At 53.3% G+C, this 17,966-nt stretch carries 16 protein-coding genes; 6 read left to right on the top strand and 10 right to left on the bottom strand.

What is annotated here, in order from left to right; translation table 11 throughout:
• Positions 1-392 precede the first annotated feature (392 nt).
• From HCX89_RS08825 to ppsA, 3 genes are all read right to left on the bottom strand, one after another.
• Positions 393-842, bottom strand: a complete 450-nt coding sequence (locus tag HCX89_RS08825) for a DUF1285 domain-containing protein (protein WP_025011185.1) — start codon at positions 840-842, stop codon at positions 393-395.
• 68 nt (positions 843-910) lie between these two features.
• Positions 911-3,955 (bottom strand): FAD-binding and (Fe-S)-binding domain-containing protein, encoded by a 3,045-nt coding sequence (locus HCX89_RS08820; protein WP_144190662.1) that lies wholly within the window; start codon positions 3,953-3,955, stop codon positions 911-913.
• A 97-nt stretch (positions 3,956-4,052) separates the two neighbouring features.
• Positions 4,053-6,422 (bottom strand): phosphoenolpyruvate synthase, encoded by a 2,370-nt coding sequence (ppsA, locus tag HCX89_RS08815; RefSeq protein ID WP_101055825.1) that lies wholly within the window; start codon positions 6,420-6,422, stop codon positions 4,053-4,055.
• 124 nt (positions 6,423-6,546) lie between these two features.
• Here ppsA and HCX89_RS08810 point away from each other — a divergent pair, with 124 nt between their 5' ends.
• The 4 genes from HCX89_RS08810 to HCX89_RS08795 all read left to right on the top strand — a co-directional run bounded on the left by HCX89_RS08810 (position 6,547) and on the right by HCX89_RS08795 (position 10,196).
• Positions 6,547-7,359, top strand: coding sequence for a pyruvate, water dikinase regulatory protein (locus tag HCX89_RS08810; protein WP_028781424.1), 813 nt, complete (start codon positions 6,547-6,549; stop codon positions 7,357-7,359).
• Between the two features lie 242 nt (positions 7,360-7,601).
• A complete protein-coding gene (locus HCX89_RS08805; protein WP_144190663.1) occupies positions 7,602-8,666 on the top strand; it encodes a 3-deoxy-7-phosphoheptulonate synthase in 1,065 nt (354 codons plus the stop codon).
• Positions 8,667-8,862: 196 nt separating this feature from the next.
• On the top strand, positions 8,863-9,294 hold the full coding sequence (locus HCX89_RS08800) for an acyl-CoA thioesterase (RefSeq protein ID WP_025011189.1): 432 nt from the start codon (positions 8,863-8,865) through the stop codon (positions 9,292-9,294).
• A 236-nt stretch (positions 9,295-9,530) separates the two neighbouring features.
• Positions 9,531-10,196, top strand: coding sequence for a response regulator transcription factor (locus tag HCX89_RS08795; RefSeq protein ID WP_144190664.1), 666 nt, complete (start codon positions 9,531-9,533; stop codon positions 10,194-10,196).
• Positions 10,197-10,219: 23 nt separating this feature from the next.
• Here the strand turns inward: HCX89_RS08795 and HCX89_RS08790 are convergent, their stop codons facing one another.
• The 3 genes from HCX89_RS08790 to HCX89_RS08780 all read right to left on the bottom strand — a co-directional run bounded on the left by HCX89_RS08790 (position 10,220) and on the right by HCX89_RS08780 (position 12,816).
• Positions 10,220-10,681, bottom strand: a complete 462-nt coding sequence (locus tag HCX89_RS08790) for a hypothetical protein (protein WP_093983114.1) — start codon at positions 10,679-10,681, stop codon at positions 10,220-10,222.
• Positions 10,682-10,844: 163 nt separating this feature from the next.
• Entirely contained in the window at positions 10,845-11,681 is an 837-nt protein-coding gene (fghA, locus tag HCX89_RS08785; RefSeq protein WP_062793911.1) for an S-formylglutathione hydrolase, read from the bottom strand.
• A gap of 10 nt (positions 11,682-11,691) precedes the next feature.
• Complete coding sequence (locus tag HCX89_RS08780) at positions 11,692-12,816, bottom strand: S-(hydroxymethyl)glutathione dehydrogenase/class III alcohol dehydrogenase (protein ID WP_028781420.1); 1,125 nt, start codon at positions 12,814-12,816, stop codon at positions 11,692-11,694.
• 132 nt (positions 12,817-12,948) lie between these two features.
• Between HCX89_RS08780 and HCX89_RS08775 the strand changes: the two genes are divergently transcribed.
• The gene (locus tag HCX89_RS08775; RefSeq protein WP_028781419.1) at positions 12,949-13,842 is read left to right on the top strand and encodes a LysR substrate-binding domain-containing protein; all 894 of its coding nucleotides are present in this window, start codon (positions 12,949-12,951) and stop codon (positions 13,840-13,842) included.
• Between the two features lie 193 nt (positions 13,843-14,035).
• Here HCX89_RS08775 and HCX89_RS08770 read toward each other — a convergent pair whose 3' ends face one another.
• The 4 genes from HCX89_RS08770 to HCX89_RS08755 all read right to left on the bottom strand — a co-directional run bounded on the left by HCX89_RS08770 (position 14,036) and on the right by HCX89_RS08755 (position 16,636).
• On the bottom strand, positions 14,036-14,506 hold the full coding sequence (locus tag HCX89_RS08770) for a YaiI/YqxD family protein (RefSeq protein WP_082052784.1): 471 nt from the start codon (positions 14,504-14,506) through the stop codon (positions 14,036-14,038).
• Positions 14,507-14,687: 181 nt separating this feature from the next.
• On the bottom strand, positions 14,688-15,473 hold the full coding sequence (locus HCX89_RS08765) for a hypothetical protein (protein ID WP_115390265.1): 786 nt from the start codon (positions 15,471-15,473) through the stop codon (positions 14,688-14,690).
• Between the two features lie 14 nt (positions 15,474-15,487).
• On the bottom strand, positions 15,488-15,967 hold the full coding sequence (locus tag HCX89_RS08760) for a hypothetical protein (protein ID WP_167715739.1): 480 nt from the start codon (positions 15,965-15,967) through the stop codon (positions 15,488-15,490).
• 93 nt (positions 15,968-16,060) lie between these two features.
• Positions 16,061-16,636, bottom strand: a complete 576-nt coding sequence (locus HCX89_RS08755) for a helix-turn-helix domain-containing protein (protein ID WP_025011196.1) — start codon at positions 16,634-16,636, stop codon at positions 16,061-16,063.
• Between the two features lie 129 nt (positions 16,637-16,765).
• On the opposite strand from HCX89_RS08755, the gene HCX89_RS08750 reads away from it, so the two are divergent.
• The gene (locus HCX89_RS08750) at positions 16,766-17,938 is read left to right on the top strand and encodes a benzoate/H(+) symporter BenE family transporter (RefSeq protein ID WP_167716021.1); all 1,173 of its coding nucleotides are present in this window, start codon (positions 16,766-16,768) and stop codon (positions 17,936-17,938) included.
• The last annotated feature ends 28 nt before the right edge of the window (positions 17,939-17,966 follow it).

Below are 17,966 nucleotides of genomic sequence, written 5' to 3'. Positions count from 1 at the left end.
CATTCAGCAAAATCGCTTATTCTGCTTCATTGACGCCGGGCCATGCCGCTGCCGAGTTTAACTATACCACTGTGCCAAATGATTGACCTACTCAGGGGCATGAAAGCAGCGCAAGGTAGGGCATCTCCAGCGGAATAAATCTGCATTGACCGCCCTATACGCAGCTTTTTAACTCGCCTTTTGGGGCATATCTACCAGTCCAGTATCCGCTTTAAACTTGAGTGGCGGCCTTGATTCTGAGTCAATCAAACTTCTATACGAATGGTATTAATACTACCACCTGCTGAATATTTCACTAACACAAGAAAGGAGAATAATGGGGCATTTACAGTCAGGCTACTGTAAATAAAGGTTTTATATCTGCCTGAATGGCAAAGCGATTCCTTTGACTTTTAACTCAGTAAATAGGTTTCGGCAAAGCGATAGAAACAGGCACGCCCAAGCCTGGCCTTTAGACCTCGAGGCAAGCTTACCAATAGCCCGGATTCGGCGCTCTCAAAGGCATTGAGCCCCAGCACCTCGAACTCATTACCCTGGGAGCAAACTAGGGCAAAACGGCTGCTCTCGGCCTCGATATCCAGCTGCTTGTAATCAACTATGATGAGCGGTGTGTCGGCCACCGCTACCTTCAAACGCTCTGCCGGGGTAATCAACAGATGTTCACCCTCGATGCAGTGCAAAATACTACTGAAGAGCCTGGCAAACTTGGCTGGCAGCGGTGAGTTGAGATAATACCAGTCGCCTTTAACGTCTATCTCAAACAGGGCTTGCTGCTGACACAAGTCCGGCCTTGCCCCAAGCCCTTTCAGAGCGTCACTCACCTTGTCTGCCGACTGTTTCATCCTGACTTCCTATTCTTGGGTTCCCTATTCATGGGCTCCACACTTTTGGAGCCCTATTCTTGGCGCTCTCAGGCTTGCGTTTGAGTCAGCTCCAGCAAGGCTTCGATGGGGTGCCTGGGCCTAAAGCCACCAAAGCGTTTGACCTGGCTGCGACAGGAGTAGCCGGACACCAGTATCTGCTCCTGCGGCAGCGACTTTATCGCCTCGTCCCAGGACATCTCATACAGAGCCTTGGAGCGTGGCAGGTTTTCCAGCTCATGGCCATAGGTACCGGCCATGCCGCAACAACCCAGATTCACGGTTCCCAACTTGGCACCAAAACGGGCAAAGATGGTTTGCCATTCTTTGGCAGTGCCGGGGCGAGCACTGGATTCAGTGCAGTGGCTGAACCAGGTGAACTCGCGCCCGCTTGCAGGCAGTTGCGGTAACTGCTCGAGCATGGCACTGAGCCACTCGCTGGCTAGCTGGACATTGAATTGGCCGCGCTTGGCGCCGAGCGCCTCACGGTATTCGTCGCGATAAACCAGCACCAAGGCCGGATCTACCCCCACCATGGGCATGCCAAGGGCATGCACCTGATTGAGAAAATCGGCGGCGGTCTGTGCCGTCTTGGCAAACTGCTCCAGAAACCCCTTGATATGAGCCGGTTTACCGTTGGGCTTGAACGGCAGCAATACCGGCTTGAGTCCAAGCGCTTCGATCAGGCGAATAAAGCGATAAACCAGTTCGGCATCGTAGAAGCTGTTGAAAGGATCCTGCACTACCAACACATAGTTTTGTCGCTCAGCGGCGGGGATAGCGCTCAAGGCGTTGAGATCATAACCACGGCTGGGGTGAGCATCCAGGCGCTGTTTCAGCGTAGGAACAGACAGCGCAGGCGCATCCACATACCCCAGAGCCTTCTTAATCACCCACTTGGATAGAGGATTCTGCGCCGCAAAGTTACTCAGCCGGGGCGCCTTGGCCATCAGCTGCACCGAATCCTCGACACCGGCCACCAGATAATCCTTGGCGGGACGCTGATAACGGCGGTAATAGATACTGAAAAACTGTGCCCGGAACTTGGGGACATCCACCTTCACCGGACACTGGCCGGAGCACGCCTTACAGGCGAGACAGCCCTTGAGCGACTCCATCACCTCGTGGGAATAGTCGTATTCTTTCTTGGCGTTGAGGCTGTTCTGCAGCCGCTGCAATAAGCCCATGGGTTTGGACTTGGCCAGCAGATTGACGTCAACGCCTTCAGATTCCAGCAGTCGCAGCCACTCACGCATTAATCCGGCGCGGCCCTTGGGCGAATGGATCCTGTCTCCAGTCACCTTGAAAGAGGGGCACATGGGCGAAAAGCGGCTGTAGTTGAAACACAGGCCGTTGCCGTTACAGTTCATCACATCCGGGAAGGCATCGCGGACACTGACAGGTATTTGCCTATCGAAACTGCCGCGCTTGGTACTGTCGACATTGTAGATAAGCTGTTGGCCTTTGGGCGCCACCAGCTTACCCGGGTTGAGTTTATTCTGGGGGTCGAACAGCGTCTTAACTTCTTCAAGCTCACTCCAAAGCTGCTCGCCAAATACCTGGGGGCCATACTCACCACGCACGCCTTTACCGTGCTCGCCCCACATTAGGCCGCCGTATTTCTGCGTCAGTGCTGCCACTTGATCCGAGACGGTGCGCAGCAAGGCTTCATCCTTGGGATCGCACATATCCAGCGCCGGACGCACGTGCAGCACCCCGGCATCCACATGGCCGAACATGCCGTATTGCAGTTGATGGCTATCCAACAGGGCTCGGAACTCCATGATATAGTCGGCGAGCTTTTCCGGTGGTACGGCGGTATCTTCGGCGAAGGCTATCGGTTTGCGGCGGCCTTTGGTGGCCCCGAGCAGCCCGACCGCCTTCTTGCGCATGGCATAAATCTTATTGATGGAACCGGCATCCCGGGTGAGCTGATACCCAAGCACCCCTTTTTCACCGGCAGCAATCTGTGCATCCAGCGCCGCGGCCAGACGCTCTGCCCGCTCATCGACCTGGGCTTGTTCTCCGGCAAACTCCACCATGTTAAGGCCATCGATTACCTTGCCAGGCACTTCCTGAATAAGCTCGGATACCGAGTGCCAGATAATGTCTTCCCGCGCCAGATTCAGCACTTTGGAATCGACGGTTTCCACCACAGTGGCATTGGCGAGCACCAAGTCGGGCGCATGGCGCAGTGCCGATTCAAAAGAGTCATACTTGATGTTGACCATAAGGCGGCTGGCCGGCAAGGGGGTGATATCCAGTTTGGCCTCAGTGACCACCGCCAGCGTTCCCTCAGAGCCCGTGAGGATCCGCGACAGATTGAATTCGCTGAGCTGTTGATCCCAGACATTTTTCAAATCGTAACCGGTCAAAAAACGGTTCAGCTTGGGAAAGCGCTGTTCAATCAGCTCTCGCTGCTCACGGCAGCGACGGGCCACCTCGGTAATCAGCTTGTTGCCGAGCGGGTTATCAGTGACCTGCTCACCCGATTCCAGTGCCTCGCGGCTCACCGGAGCCGTGTGCAGCACACTGCCATCCACCAACACACTGGTAAGCTCCAGTACATGATCCGAAGTCTTGCCATATACCAGCGAGCCGGCGCCGGAGGCATCGGTATTGATCATGCCGCCCAGAGTGGCACGGTTGGAGGTGGAAAGATCCGGACTGAAGAAAAAGCCGTGCGGCCGCAACGCATCATTGAGCGCATCCTTGACTACACCGGCCTCGACTCTGACCCAACCTTCCTCTGGATTAACTTCCAGCACCCGGTTCATATGGCGCGAGAGGTCCAGCACTATCCCATGGGTCAGCGCCTGGCCATTGGTTCCTGTACCACCGCCGCGGGCACTGAAGACCACCTTGGCAAAAGCCTCTTCACAGGCGAGCTGCAACGCCATGGCAATATCTGCGCTGTCTCTGGGATAGAGCACCGCCTGCGGCAGGAACTGATAGACAGAGTTATCCGTCGCTTGAGCCAAGCGGGCACTGTAGCGCCTGTCGATATCGCCGCGAAAGCCTCGCTGCTCAAGCGCATCCAGATAATCCAGATACAGGGGTTCCAGAGTTTGTTGGTGTGATAATAGGGGTAACATCTTATTGCTCGGCTCAATTATTGTTATCGGGCCATTATAAACAAAAAGAAGCCGCTAAAAAGCGGCTTCTTTCATAACTTACTGAGTTGTTTCAAGCTTAGCCGTGGGCTTCAGCCAGGTACAACCAGGTGTCGATCACAGTGTCGGGGTTCAGAGACACTGTGTCTATGCCCTGCTCCACCAACCAGGCGGCGAAGTCGGCGTGATCCGAAGGACCCTGACCACAGATACCCACGTAAGCCCCCTTGGCCTTGGCGGACTTGATAGCCATCGCCAGCAACGCCTTAACGGCTTCGTTACGTTCGTCGAACAGGTGACTGATGATGCCCGAGTCGCGGTCCAGACCCAGAGTCAGCTGAGTCAGGTCGTTGGAGCCGATGGAGAAACCATCAAACATCTCCAGGAACTGATCCGCCAGCAGGGCGTTGGATGGCAGTTCACACATCATGATGACGCGCAGACCATCTTTACCGCGCTCCAGACCTTGCTCTTTCAGCAGTTCGATAACCTGACGGCCTTCTTCAAGAGTACGAACGAACGGGATCATGATCTCTACGTTCTTCAGCCCCATGTCGTTACGAACCCGCTTGATGGCTTCACACTCGAGGGCGAAACAATCACGGAACGACTCGGAGATATAGCGGCTGGCGCCACGGAAGCCCAGCATTGGGTTCTCTTCCTCTGGCTCGTACTTGTCACCGCCGATCAGGTTGGCATATTCGTTTGACTTGAAGTCAGACATACGCACGATGGCCTTCTTGGGGTGGAATGCTGCAGCGATAGAAGAGATACCTTCCACCAGACGGGCAACATAGTATTCAACCGGAGATTCATAACCGGCAATCATCTCGGTGATCTCGGCTTTCAGCTCATCGGATTGCTGATCAAATTCCAGCAGAGCCTTGGGGTGAATACCTATCATGCGGTTGATGATGAACTCGAGACGGGCCAGACCCACACCTTCGTTAGGCAGACGGGCAAAGTCGAAGGCGCGGTCAGGGTTACCCACGTTCATCATTATCTTCATCGGCAGATCAGGCATGGAATCAACGCGGCTGGAAATCACATCAAACTCCAGCTTGCCTTGATAGATATAACCTGTGTCGCCTTCGGCGCAGGATACCGTCACTTCCTGACCGTTTTGAATTTTGTCGGTCACGTCACCACAACCCACTACCGCAGGCACGCCCAGTTCACGGGCAATAATGGCAGCGTGACAAGTACGACCACCACGGTTGGTGACAATGGCGCTGGCACGCTTCATGATAGGTTCCCAATCAGGGTCGGTCATATCGGTAACCAGTACATCGCCTGGCTGGATCTTGTCCATTTCGTCGATAGATTTGAGCACCTTGGCAACACCTGAGCCCACCTTGTGGCCAATGGCGCGACCCTCACAGATCACTTCGCCACGGCTCTTGAGGTGATAACGCTCAATCAGCTGCACATCTTCACGGGAGCGTACGGTTTCAGGGCGAGCCTGAACTATGTAGAGACGACCGTCGTTACCGTCTTTGGCCCATTCGATATCCATCGGACGGCCATAATGCTTTTCAATGATCATCGCCTGCTTGGCCAGCTCCATCACTTCTTCATCATTGATGGAGAAAGTCATGCGCTGTTCTTTGGCGACATCTTCAATTTTCACCTGCTTGCCGTGAGATGCATCATCCGAGTACACCATCTGGATCAGCTTGCTGCCGATGTTACGACGAACAACGGCCTTGTGACCGGCAGTCAGGGTTGGCTTGTGTACGTAGAACTCGTCTGGGTTAACCGCACCTTGTACTACCATTTCGCCCAAACCGAAGGAAGAAGTGATAAATACCACGTCCTTGTTACCGGACTCGGTATCCATGGTGAACATCACGCCTGAAGCCGCCTTGTCGGAACGTACCATGCGCTGAACACCGGCTGACAGCGCCACACCGCGATGGTCGTAACCCTGATGCACACGATAGGAGATAGCGCGATCATTGAACAGGGAGGCAAACACATGCTTGATGGCAACCAATACAGCTTCGAAGCCCTTCACGTTGAGGAAGGTTTCTTGCTGACCGGCAAATGAAGCGTCGGGCATATCTTCTGCAGTGGCAGAGGAACGCACGGCGAATGAGGCGTCTTGGGTTTCAGAGGCTAATTTTTCGTAGGCTTCCCGAATCGCTTGTTCGAGTTCTGGCTGAAATGGGGTTTCGATAACCCACTGTCTGATCTGTGCACCAACTTTAGCCAGTGCGTTGACATCATCTACATCCAATGTGTCAAGAATGTCGTATATCTTCTGGTTTACTCCACTTTGCTCAAGAAACTCATTGAACGCGTGGGATGTGGTCGCAAAGCCGCCAGGTACTTGAACACCGGCATTGGCCAGATTACTGATCATTTCACCAAGGGAAGCGTTTTTACCGCCGACCTTGTTGACGTCACCCATGCCTAATTCCTGATACCAGAGTACGTATTGCTGCACAGTTCTATCTCCGCAAGTTTATTTCAGTGGCCCCTTCACACGAGGGCAGCGGCATTTTACACTCCGTGGCAACAAGCGTAAATCTATAATTTTATTTGTAATTTTATTACTACACGAGGTCGGCATGGCACGTAAAGTATTCTACATTTCTGATGGAACAGCGATCACGGCCGAAGTGTTTGGTCACGCAGTACTTTCTCAATTTCCATTGGAATTTGACTCACTTACCATTCCTTTTGTGGAAAATACTGCTAAGGCAGAAGCCGTTAAAAAGCAGATTAATGATAGTTTTATTACAACAGGGGAACGGCCTCTGGTGTTTCATTCCATCGTCAAACCGGAAATTCGCGACATCATTTATTCCAGTGAAGGCCTGGACTACGACTTTCTCAACACTTTTGTCGCGCCACTGGAGCAACAATTGGGGGTACCGGCCAGCCCGGCACTGCATCGCACCCATGGTATGGCCAACGCAGGTTACGATGCCCGTATCGACGCCATTAACTTTGCCATGGAAAACGACGACGGCCAGACCATGAAGCATATGGACAAGGCCGACATTATCCTGCTTGGGGTTTCCCGCTGCGGCAAGACGCCATCAAGCCTCTATCTGTCGATGCAGTTTGGTATCAAGGCCGCCAACTATCCTTTTATTCAGGATGATATGGACAACCTCAAGCTGCCCGAGGTGCTGAAACGCAACAAATCCAAACTGTTTGGGCTGACCATTGAACCCGTACGCCTGCATGAGATACGTCAGAGCCGAATGGAGAACAGTCGCTATTCCTCCTTGCGCCAATGCCGCCTCGAAGTCAAAGAGGTGGAGATGATGTTCAAGAAAGAGCGCATCCCTTATATAGACACCACCAACCAATCGGTCGAGGAAATTGCCACCAAGATCCTCGATGCCACGGGTCTTGAGCGCCATATGTTCTGAAAATCCCCCCAGGCGGCAGACAAAACCTGCCCGAGTTGAAACTGAGTTACAGAATGGTATTTTCTGGCTAACTACTTGTTACCACAGTGCGAACCCTGAATGGCTCAAGTGGGACTTGACACTTTTTCAAGGCCCACTTGGGCAATTATCGGACAATTGCCACTTTGCAGCTCGGCTCGATTGGTTATAATCCGACACAAGATAAGCGCAAAGCGCTCAAGAAATTTCCCCCGGTATCATGAATGACCATTAAAACAGACGAATTACGCACCTCTCTCTTATGTAAAGTGATCTCACCTGCCCAACTCGCATCTGAGTATCCATTGACTCAGGAAGCCGCAGACTACCTGGTTGAACAACGCCGCGAAGTCGAAGCCATTATTCAGGGTGACGATCCGCGTTTGTTGGTCATCATAGGACCCTGCTCCATCCATGACACAGAAGCGGCCCTGGAGTATGCCGGTCGCTTGGCCAAGCTGCACCATGAACTCAAAGACGATCTCTGCATTCTGATGCGGGTCTATTTTGAGAAGCCCCGCACCATAGTCGGCTGGAAAGGCCTGATTTCCGATCCTGACTTGGACGGCAGCTTCAGCCCCAATAAAGGCCTGCGCCTTGCCCGCAAGTTACTGCAGCAGATCACCGAGCTGAAACTGCCTATCGCCACCGAGTTTTTGGATATGGTGAATGGTCAGTATATTGCCGATCTCATCACTTGGGGCGCCATCGGGGCCCGCACCACAGAAAGCCAAATTCACCGCGAAATGGCCTCGGCACTCTCCTGCCCGGTAGGCTTCAAGAACGGTACCGACGGCAACATCAATATCGCCGTCGATGCAGTGCGCGCCGCCAGAGAACCACATATCTTCTACTCTCCGGACAAAGACGGCTCACTGGCGGTCTACCGCACCCATGGTAATCCGTACGGGCATATCATTCTGCGCGGCGGTAAAACTCCCAACTACAGTGAGCAACATGTGACCAAAGCCAGAGAGCAGATGGACTCGGTTGGGATCCACTCCGGCATAGTGGTCGACTTCAGCCATGGTAACAGCCAGAAGCAGCACAAGAAGCAGCTGGAAGTCGCCGAAGATATCATGACGCAGCTGCGCAGCGGCTCCACCGCCATTGCCGGTATCATGGCCGAGAGTTTTATTGTGGAAGGCAATCAGAAAGTGGTTGCCGGTGAGCCACTCACTTACGGCAAAAGCATCACAGATGCCTGCCTGCACTGGGAAGACTCGGAAAAGCTGCTCAGAGATCTGGCCGCTGCTGCCAAGGAAAGACGCCGCCTGCAGGGCAAATGAGTCGCCCAGATACGGACCACTGAAATGGAATCGCCCCGGTATCTCCACGCTGGAGATGTCGGGGCTTTTTCATGCCCGGATACATTTGAACATCCAATATTTTTCATGCAGGGCTTTCTGGCCCAGGCTGTCAATCCGCCTTTGGTCGAACTATAATACCGCCCCTGATTTTCCAGCATAACCTTGAGGTTGCCGTATGCCAGAAACGACACAGAGCCAATATGAAGTGGCCGTAGCACGCCGAATTGAACAAGCCGAGGCTCGGGTGATCAAGGCGGTTTTCCCGTCCATTACCAATCATCACAACACACTGTTTGGCGGTGAAGCCCTCGCCTGGATGGATGAAACCGCCTTTATCGCCGCCACCCGCTTTTGTCGCAAGACACTGGTCACCGTCAGCTCTGACAGAATCGATTTCAAAAAACCGATCCCCGCCGGTAGCCTGGCAGAATTGATCGCCCGGGTGATCCATGTGGGCAACACCTCGATGAAAGTCGAAGTGAACATTTTTGTAGAAGATATGTATCAGGATAAGCGCGAGCACGCTATCCGCGGTGTCTTCACCTTCGTGGCTGTCGATGAAGACAGAAAGCCGACCCAGATCTGGAGTGATGATCTGGCCAACTAGGCCCTGGTCGCTTATTCGCATCATCCTGGCCTGTATCTGGCTACAGGCTTTTTAGGTTTCATTCTGCAACAGTCTTTACCGCTGAAAAGGCTTTTATTGGCCGTCGTTCTCGACTAAAGTCTAAAAGCGACAGTAACAAAAAGTCACTTAAACCCTGATAAAGCCATAGGATTATTTGTCACTTTTCTGTTACATTGACCCTTCTTCAGCGTGCAGAGCCATAATCATAACAAGCCATGAAGCCAGAAAACTTAAATATTATCATCGCCGATGATCACCCTTTATTTCGCAATGCCCTGCGCCAGGCGCTTAACAGCGGTTTATCCAATACCCGCTGGTTTGAGGCCGACAGTGCCGATGCGCTGCAAAAACTGCTTGAGCAAACTCATCAGGGATATGATCTGGTACTACTGGATCTGCAGATGCCGGGTTCCCATGGCTACTCCACCCTTATCCATCTGCGCGCCCACTTCCCCGAACTGCCGGTGATAGTGATTTCAGCCCACGAAGATGCCGCCACCATCAGTCGTGCCCTGCACTATGGCGGCGCCGGTTTTATTCCCAAATCGGCTTCGATGGAAACCTTTGTCGAAGCAATCACCGCAGTAATGTTCGGCGATATCTGGCTGCCTCAAGGCATAGAGTTGGTTGAAATCAATGAAGAGGATGAAACCGACAAGGTCGCCGGCAAGCTCTCTGAGCTGACGCCGCAGCAATACAAGGTGTTGCAGATGTTTGCCGAAGGCCTGCTCAACAAGCAGATAGCCTACGACCTGGGCGTATCCGAGGCGACCATCAAGGCCCACGCCACCGCTATCTTCCGTAAGTTGGGGGTTCGCAACCGCACCCAGGCCGTGATAGCGCTGCAACAACTGGGGATGGAAAAGGTCGAGATCAACTGATCTCACCGCTTCCCAACGATTTTTCAGTCCTCCATGGCGGCACACTTGCCAAGATAGATGATTTCCGGCGCACTCGGGCACAACACTTCGACACACTCATCGCCGGTGCAGATAAGATGTGACCAGCCTTCGCTGTGTCCATGGAAGAAACTGATTGGGCTTTCCTGCGACCAGGCGTGATCTTTAATCAGGCGGCTGTTGTAACCCTGTTCGTCCCCAAGCTCGCTCAGCGCCTGCCAAAGCTCCAGCAATCCATGTTCATCCAACATACGAAACGCAGTGACCGAGTGGTAATGCAGCCGATAGCGCCCTTCACTCGGTAAATGAAACAGCTCCAGGCTGAGATCGACTCCGGGATGGGGCGTATTTTTGATTTGATAGCGTTTGCCGCCGGGAAGCTGCAACATGAAATCACCGCCCCAGAAGAGCCCGGTGATAAAAAGATCCCCCTGCTCGAAGGGTGTCTGCCATCTGCCTATTTTCATGCTCCCTCCCATTAATCCCTACGCTCGTTAATCCCCCCCAGACAAAAGTGGGGTAAACAAGAAAGTACTCAACAAGCGGATACCGGGCAATGGCCGCTATAACGCATAAAAAAGCGCCGCCGGGGCAAACCCTCGGCGGCGCTGCATTTGAGAGGCTCAGCGTTTACAAGCCCAGATGGCCGGCATGAAACTTAAGCTGCTCGTCGATAAATGAGGCGATAAAATAGTAGCTGTGATCATAGCCGGGGTGGCTGTGAAAACTCAGCGCAATTCCAGCATCAGTGGCTGCGGCCTGCAAGGCCTGTGGCAGTAACTGCTCGGCCAGAAACAGATCACTCTCGCCCTGATCAACCCGCATCGGTAGCCCTTTGGCACCACTTTTTATCAGCTCTACCGTGTCATAAGCCTTCCAAGCCTCCCTGTCGCTGCCAAGATAGGCAGCAAACGCCTTCTGGCCCCAAGGGCACTGGCTAGGATGACTGATGGGGGCAAAGGCACTGGCGCTGAGATAACGGCCCGGATTTTTAAGGGCTATCATCAGCGCACCGTGGCCGCCCATGGAGTGACCGGCAATGGCGCGCTTATCCGATACCGGAAAGTGCTGTTCTATCAATGCCGGCAACTCATCTACCACATAGTCATACATACGATAGTGGCTGCTCCAGGGGGCTTGGGTAGCATTGACATAAAAACCGGCCCCCAACCCCAGATCGTAGGCGGCATCATCGGCATCGGCCACGCCTTCTCCGCGCGGACTGGTATCCGGGCAAACAATGGCCAGCCCCAGCTGAGACGCGAGGCGCTGGGCCCCGGCCTTTTGCATAAAGTTTTCATCCGTACAGGTCAACCCGGAGAGCCAATACAACACAGGTACCTTTTGGCTATTGGCCTGCTCCGGCAGATAGATGGCGAAACGCATCTCGCAGTTCAGACTGCTGGAGTGATGACGATACTGCTTGTGCCAGCCTCCAAACGACCTGTTGTTACTGATATTTTCCATCAGAAGGTCCTCAGAAGTGGATCACGCTGCGAATGCTCTTGCCTTCATGCATCAGCTCGAAGGCTTCATTGATATCTTCAAGCCCCATGGTGTGGGTGATAAAGTCATCCAGCTTGAATTTACCGGCCAGATAATCTTCCACTATGCCAGGCAATTGTGAGCGTCCTTTGACACCACCGAAAGCCGAGCCTTTCCACACCCGGCCGGTCACCAGTTGGAAAGGTCTGGTGGAGATCTCCTGTCCGGCACCGGCAACCCCGATGATCACCGATTCGCCCCAGCCCTTGTGGCAACACTCGAGCGCCGAGCGCATCACATCCACATTGCCGATACACTCGAACGAATAATCGACGCCGCCGTCGGTCAAATCCACAATCACCTGTTGAATAGGCTTGTCATAGTCCTTGGGGTTGATGCACTCGGTTGCCCCCAGCTTCTTTGCCAGTTCAAACTTGGATTCATTGACATCTATGCCTATGATGCGACCGGCCTTGGCCATCACAGCGCCAATCACCGCCGACAACCCTATGCCGCCGAGCCCGAAGATGGCCACGGTGGCGCCCTCTTCCACCTTGGCAGTGTTCATTACAGCGCCCATGCCGGTAGTGACACCGCAGCCCAGAAGGCAGATCTCTTCCAGCGGTGCCGACTTGTTGACTTTGGCCAGGGAGATCTCAGGCAATACCGTATATTCAGAGAAAGTCGAGCAGCCCATGTAGTGGAAAATCGGCTTGCCGTCTTTGAAGAAGCGGGTGGTACCATCCGGCATCAGGCCCTTGCCCTGGGTCTCACGGATCTTCTGACACAGGTTAGTCTTGCCGGAGCGGCAGAACTTACACTCACCGCATTCAGGCGTGTAAAGAGGAATAACATGATCGCCCACCGCCACACTGGTGACGCCTTCGCCGACCATCTCCACTATACCGCCGCCCTCATGGCCGAGAATGGCCGGAAACACGCCTTCTGGGTCGTCGCCGCTCAAAGTAAAGGCATCGGTATGACACACACCACTGGCAACAATGCGCACCAATACCTCACCGGCCTTGGGCAACATCACATCCACCTCTTCCATCTTCAACGGCTCGCCGGCAGCCCAGGCTACGGCGGCTCGGGACTTGATAAATTTGTCTGTCATTGTCGCTTCCTTCTGTTGTGATTGATTCGGTAACGAACCTCTTGGCTCATAAACCGGATGCCAACATTGTATTTATTCCCAAATAAAAGATAATCAGCCAAATATACAAATCACTTTTACTGAGAAGTAATAATGAACCACTGGGAAGGGATCAGCGAATTTATCGCCGTGGCCGAGAGCCAGAGCTTTACCCGCGCCGCCGAGCGGCTCAACTTGTCTGTGGCGCAGATAAGCCGCCAAATCGCCGCGCTGGAGAAACGCCTGGCAAGCAAACTCTTCTATCGCACTACCCGTAAGGTGTCGCTCAGTGAAGAGGGCCAGCTTTATTATCGCCACTGCCGCTTGCTGCAAGATGGCATAGAAGAAGCCGAGCGCGCCCTTGGAAGTTTGAAACAAACCCCGCAGGGCTTGCTGCGGGTGACGGCGCCGGTCACTTACGGCGAACAGTTTATTCTGCCGCTGCTGAATGACTTTCTCTGCCTGCACCCCAAGCTTGATCTGCAACTTGATCTCAACAACAAGACGCTGGATCTGATTGATGGCGGTTATGATTTGGCGATTCGGCTGGGTAAGCTGGCGGACTCCAGCTTGATGGCGCGGCGTCTTGGCAGTCGCCGCAATTATGTCTGTGCCAGCCCGGAGTATCTGGCCAACCACGGCGTGCCCCACACTCTGGGCGAGCTGCATCGGCATCAATGTTTACTGGGTAACCACCCTTACTGGCGTTTTATCGAGCAGGGCCAGGAACGTCAATGGCGTTTGAGTGGCCGCTTGGTGTGTAATTCTGGCCCTGGGTTATTGGATGCTGCCCGCAAAGGGCTCGGGCTGGTGCAACTGCCCGATTATTATGTCGGTGAGGATCTCGCCAGCGGTGCCCTGGTATCAGTGCTCGAGGCTTACCAGGCGGCGCCGGAGGGTATTTGGGCCTTATACCCACAGAACCGCCATCTGTCGCCCAAGGTCAGCCTATTGCTGGACTTTCTGCAGCAGGCGCTGCCGGAGGCGCCGGATCTGGGCAAGTCTTGAATGGATGCCCTGTCTTGAATGGAGCGTTAAGTCTTTAATGGGTGACAGGTCTTGAGCTGCAGCCAGATCTTAAATAGGAACTGAATTCTGCGTAGGCTCTGAATCCTGCATAGCTGCTAAAATTTCAAGTCTCTGAGCTTTCGAGTCTCTGTGATTTCGAATCTCTGTGATTTCAAATCTAGGCTTGGCAGGCTTACCCCTGACGCGTCTTAGCGCGCTGCCAGTGCAGCAGATATTTATCCAGCTCATTGGCAAAGGCCTGTCTATCTGCCTGGCTCAACTTGGGACTGCCACCGGTATCTATGCCGCTGGCACGCAGGGTATCGAGAAAATCCCGCATATTGAGGCGGGCACGCACATTGTCGCGATTCAGCAGCTCGCCGCGGCTATTGAGCGCCTTGGCGCCCTTGTCTATCACCTCGGCCGCCAGCGGAATATCATTGCTGATCACCAAATCGCCGGCCTGACACAGGCGCACGATTTCGTTATCGGCCACATCAAACCCCTTGGGAACTTGTAAGGTTTTGACACTGGCAGCACCTGTTATCCTGAGCGCCTGATTGGCGACAAAAGTGACATTGATGCCGGTACGCGCCGCCGCCCGCACCAACATTTCGCGGATAACTACCGGGCAGGCATCGGCATCGACCCAGATTTGTGCCAGGTCTGATGCCTGCTCATTTTGATTCTGCTGCACTCGCGCTCCTTTAGTTTGCAATAAAATTTGCACGCCATTTTATATCATGCCGTGTATCTGTGCGCGCTAAATCCCCATGCCTACAATCAAGCGTTTTGCCCGGGAGCGTATCAATACTTCGCCCTCCTGAGCGTCAACTCAAACGCTTTCAATCGTGCTCTTCTGCCAGTTTGGCACACCAGTCATCATACTCAAGCGGCTCGTGCCCACGCGCACCTTGCTCTTCCGTGTAATCACAATAGTTACACCACAGCGTCAATGCCCGGCGATAAGCCTCACCACTCAAATTAAAGCGGGATAACGGCACAACCGGTAAAATAGTGGCCAACTCATCAAGCTCATCCAGCATCTGCCAACAGATATCGGCCCGAATACACAAACAATACGGCACTTCATGCAACGCAAAATCCAGGCTGTCCAACAGACTGCGGGCCAAATGCAATGCTGCTTGCTGGCGCAGGAAGTCTGTAACCCCGCTATCGGCCAGTATTTGCTGCAGCAAAATCTCGGGAGACGGATTATCAATGCCTTCTGCGGCACCCAGTAGCGGCCGCATTTTGATATAAGTATCCTGCAGCCCATAAGCACAGTAGAGCCAAAGTTTTACTCTGGGCTCATCAAAACGTGCCAGCCAAAACGCCTGCAACTTTGGCAGTAATCCGGGGTGGGCCAAGGGCAGTGCCAGTGAAGGACTGTCCAGCTCAAGTTGGCTAACCTCCTCGCTCGCGGCCTGCGGGGCGTTCCTATCCGGCTGTGAACGGCAGAGAGCCAACTCACATAGCGACTCAAGGTAAGATGCCAGCGTCTCACCCTCGAGCGCGTCTATGCGCTCAAGCACGGCTGCCAACTCTTTTTTCCATAAAGACTTAATTCCGCTCGCCCTGGCCTCGAGGTAAGCTCGCCAATCGCCGGCAATATCCAAGTTAGGGATCATTTTCCAACCATAAATTATCTATCACTCTTTGTATAAAAGGCCTGTAGCTCGCTTGAAATCGCATCCTGATAGCTGGAGCTCAAAAACTGGCCCCAGGTTCTGCCCTCTTTGAAAACCTTATTGACTGTATCGACCAAGAAAACGCTTTGCACTATGGCCCATTGATTATCCAATTTGGCTACATAATCTGCCGGGGAGAGTGCTTCTTCACTGATTTTGGGGCAAAAGATAATAACCTGAAGATACAAGCCCCAAACTAGCGGCAAGAATCCCACCTTAAACGCGACTCTGTTCCTTAACTGGCTGATGTAAGTATCCATATCTGAAGGAAACGCAGCCAGACAAACCATAGCTACGGCTCTATTGCTGGCCCAGGTTTGCCTTTTCAAAAGCGCGACGCACCCGGGGATCTTTGCTTCACATTCCTGAACCGGCTTGAAGCCCTGTGCCTTCAAAGCCAGCGCCATGGATTTGCCTACAGCTTTTATCGTCATACTTGACTCTCCGGACAACCACTAGCAGCTAATACTGGGAGAGCTAATACTGGGTGTCTCAATTATTTTTGTTGGGTGTTTGGCTTGTCGGCGTTACTCAGTGGCAGGCGCTTCCCTGTGGTAGTGGATAAGATCATGAAACACTGCGGGTTGATCTCTTAAGTTGCGGTAACCATGGGGTTTATCTGCGGCAAAGCGCACGGCCTCACCCTGCTGTAATGGCTGCCACTGACCATCGACTAACACTTCCATAGTGCCGCTCAACACGATCACATGCTCGGTCACACCCGCCTCATGGGGCTCGGAGAGACGCTCATAGTGCGGCAATAGGGTAAGTTCAAACATTTCAAAACCAAAGCGAGGCTCAAAGGGAAATAGCGACGCCACTAACATGCCATCGGTTGCAGGCTTTTGGCGTAATGCATCGGCGTTACGAAAGACGGCGCCTTGGCTCTCGGGCATTGGCTCCAGAAAGGTCGAGAGGGAGGTATTAAAACCGCTGGCGATTTTCCACAGAGTAGCAATAGTGGGGCTAGATTCGCCGCGCTCAATCTGGCCTATCATGGCCTTGCTTACGCCTGTCTCGAGTGCCGCTTTATCTAAACTCCAACCCTTTTGGCTGCGCAGTTGCTTTAGGGTCGCGGCAAGATAGCTATTGATGGTCTGCATTAGGTTCTGACGCTTAAAAAATTATTTGTACGTTATAACGCACAGGTGCTATCTTGTCTATCTCGTGCGTTATAGCGCACAAAAAATGGTTCGACGATCAAGGCTAAGGTAGGTAGAGGAGTAAGGATGATGTGGCGCGAGGCTTTAGGACTATCAAAAATATCGGCGGGCTTTATTGCCGTGCTGGTGGGCTACAGCAGTTCGGCGGTGATTATCCTGCAGGCGGCGGATGCCGTGGGCGCGACATCGGCACAAATGAGTTCATGGCTGTGGGCCTTGGGTGTCGGCATGGGGCTCACCAGTATTGGCCTGTCTCTCTACTATAAAAATCCGGTGCTTACGGCATGGTCGACCCCAGGGGCGGCGCTGATGGTCACCAGCCTTGCGGGATTAAGTATCCACGAAGCCGTTGGTGCCTTCCTGGTGAGTTCGTTACTGATCACGCTTTGCGGCTTGGCTGGATGGATGGACAAGCTTATTCGTATTATGCCGTCTTCGGTGGCGGCGGCCATGTTAGCGGGGATTTTACTGCAGTTTGGCTTAGGGCTGTTTCAAGCCATGCAGACTCAACTGAGTTTAATCCTATTGATGTTATTGGTGTTTGTTGTGCTTAAGCCCTGGGCGCCGCGCTACATTATGTTGCTTACCCTTGTCGCGGGGATAGGGATGAGTTATCAATTGGATCTACTGAAACTCGATAAGCTTGAGCTGCAATTCGCCGCCCCTGTATGGATAGCGCCAGCGTTTTCTATAACCAACGTGGTGGGTGTGGCGCTGCCCTTATTTGTAGTGACTATGGCCTCACAAAATATGCCAGGGGTAGCAGCGCTTCACGGCCATGGTTATCGCCCGCCTATCTCGCCACTAATTACCGTGACGGGTCTGATGGGCGTACTGTTTGCCCCCTTTGGCGGCTTTGCCTTTAATCTCTCGGCCATTACGGCAGCGATTTGCATGGGTAAAGAGGCAGACCCTAACCCCGCAAGCCGTTACTGGGCGGCGGTGTGGAGCGGAGTATTTTATTTGATAACAGGTCTACTCGGCGCAACAGTAGTTGGGCTATTCGCCGCATTTCCGAAGGAATTGGTGCTCGCGATTGCAGGATTGGCGTTGCTTGGCACCATAGGTAACAGTCTAACCGCAGCGCTCGCGGATAACGACGAACATGAAGTGGTGGTAATTACGTTTCTCGTCACCGCATCTGGCGTGAGTGTATTGGGGATCTGCAGCGCCTTCTGGGGATTATTGCTCGGATTTTTAATGCATTACTGGCACAAGCATCGCGCCTTAACCACAACTTAAACGGGCAAAAGCTTAGCTGTGGTTAGGT

The organism is Shewanella sp. Iso12, assembly GCF_012030025.1.
GTDB lineage: Bacteria > Pseudomonadota > Gammaproteobacteria > Enterobacterales > Shewanellaceae > Shewanella > Shewanella algae.
This window is presented reverse-complemented; position numbering and strand designations above follow the sequence as displayed.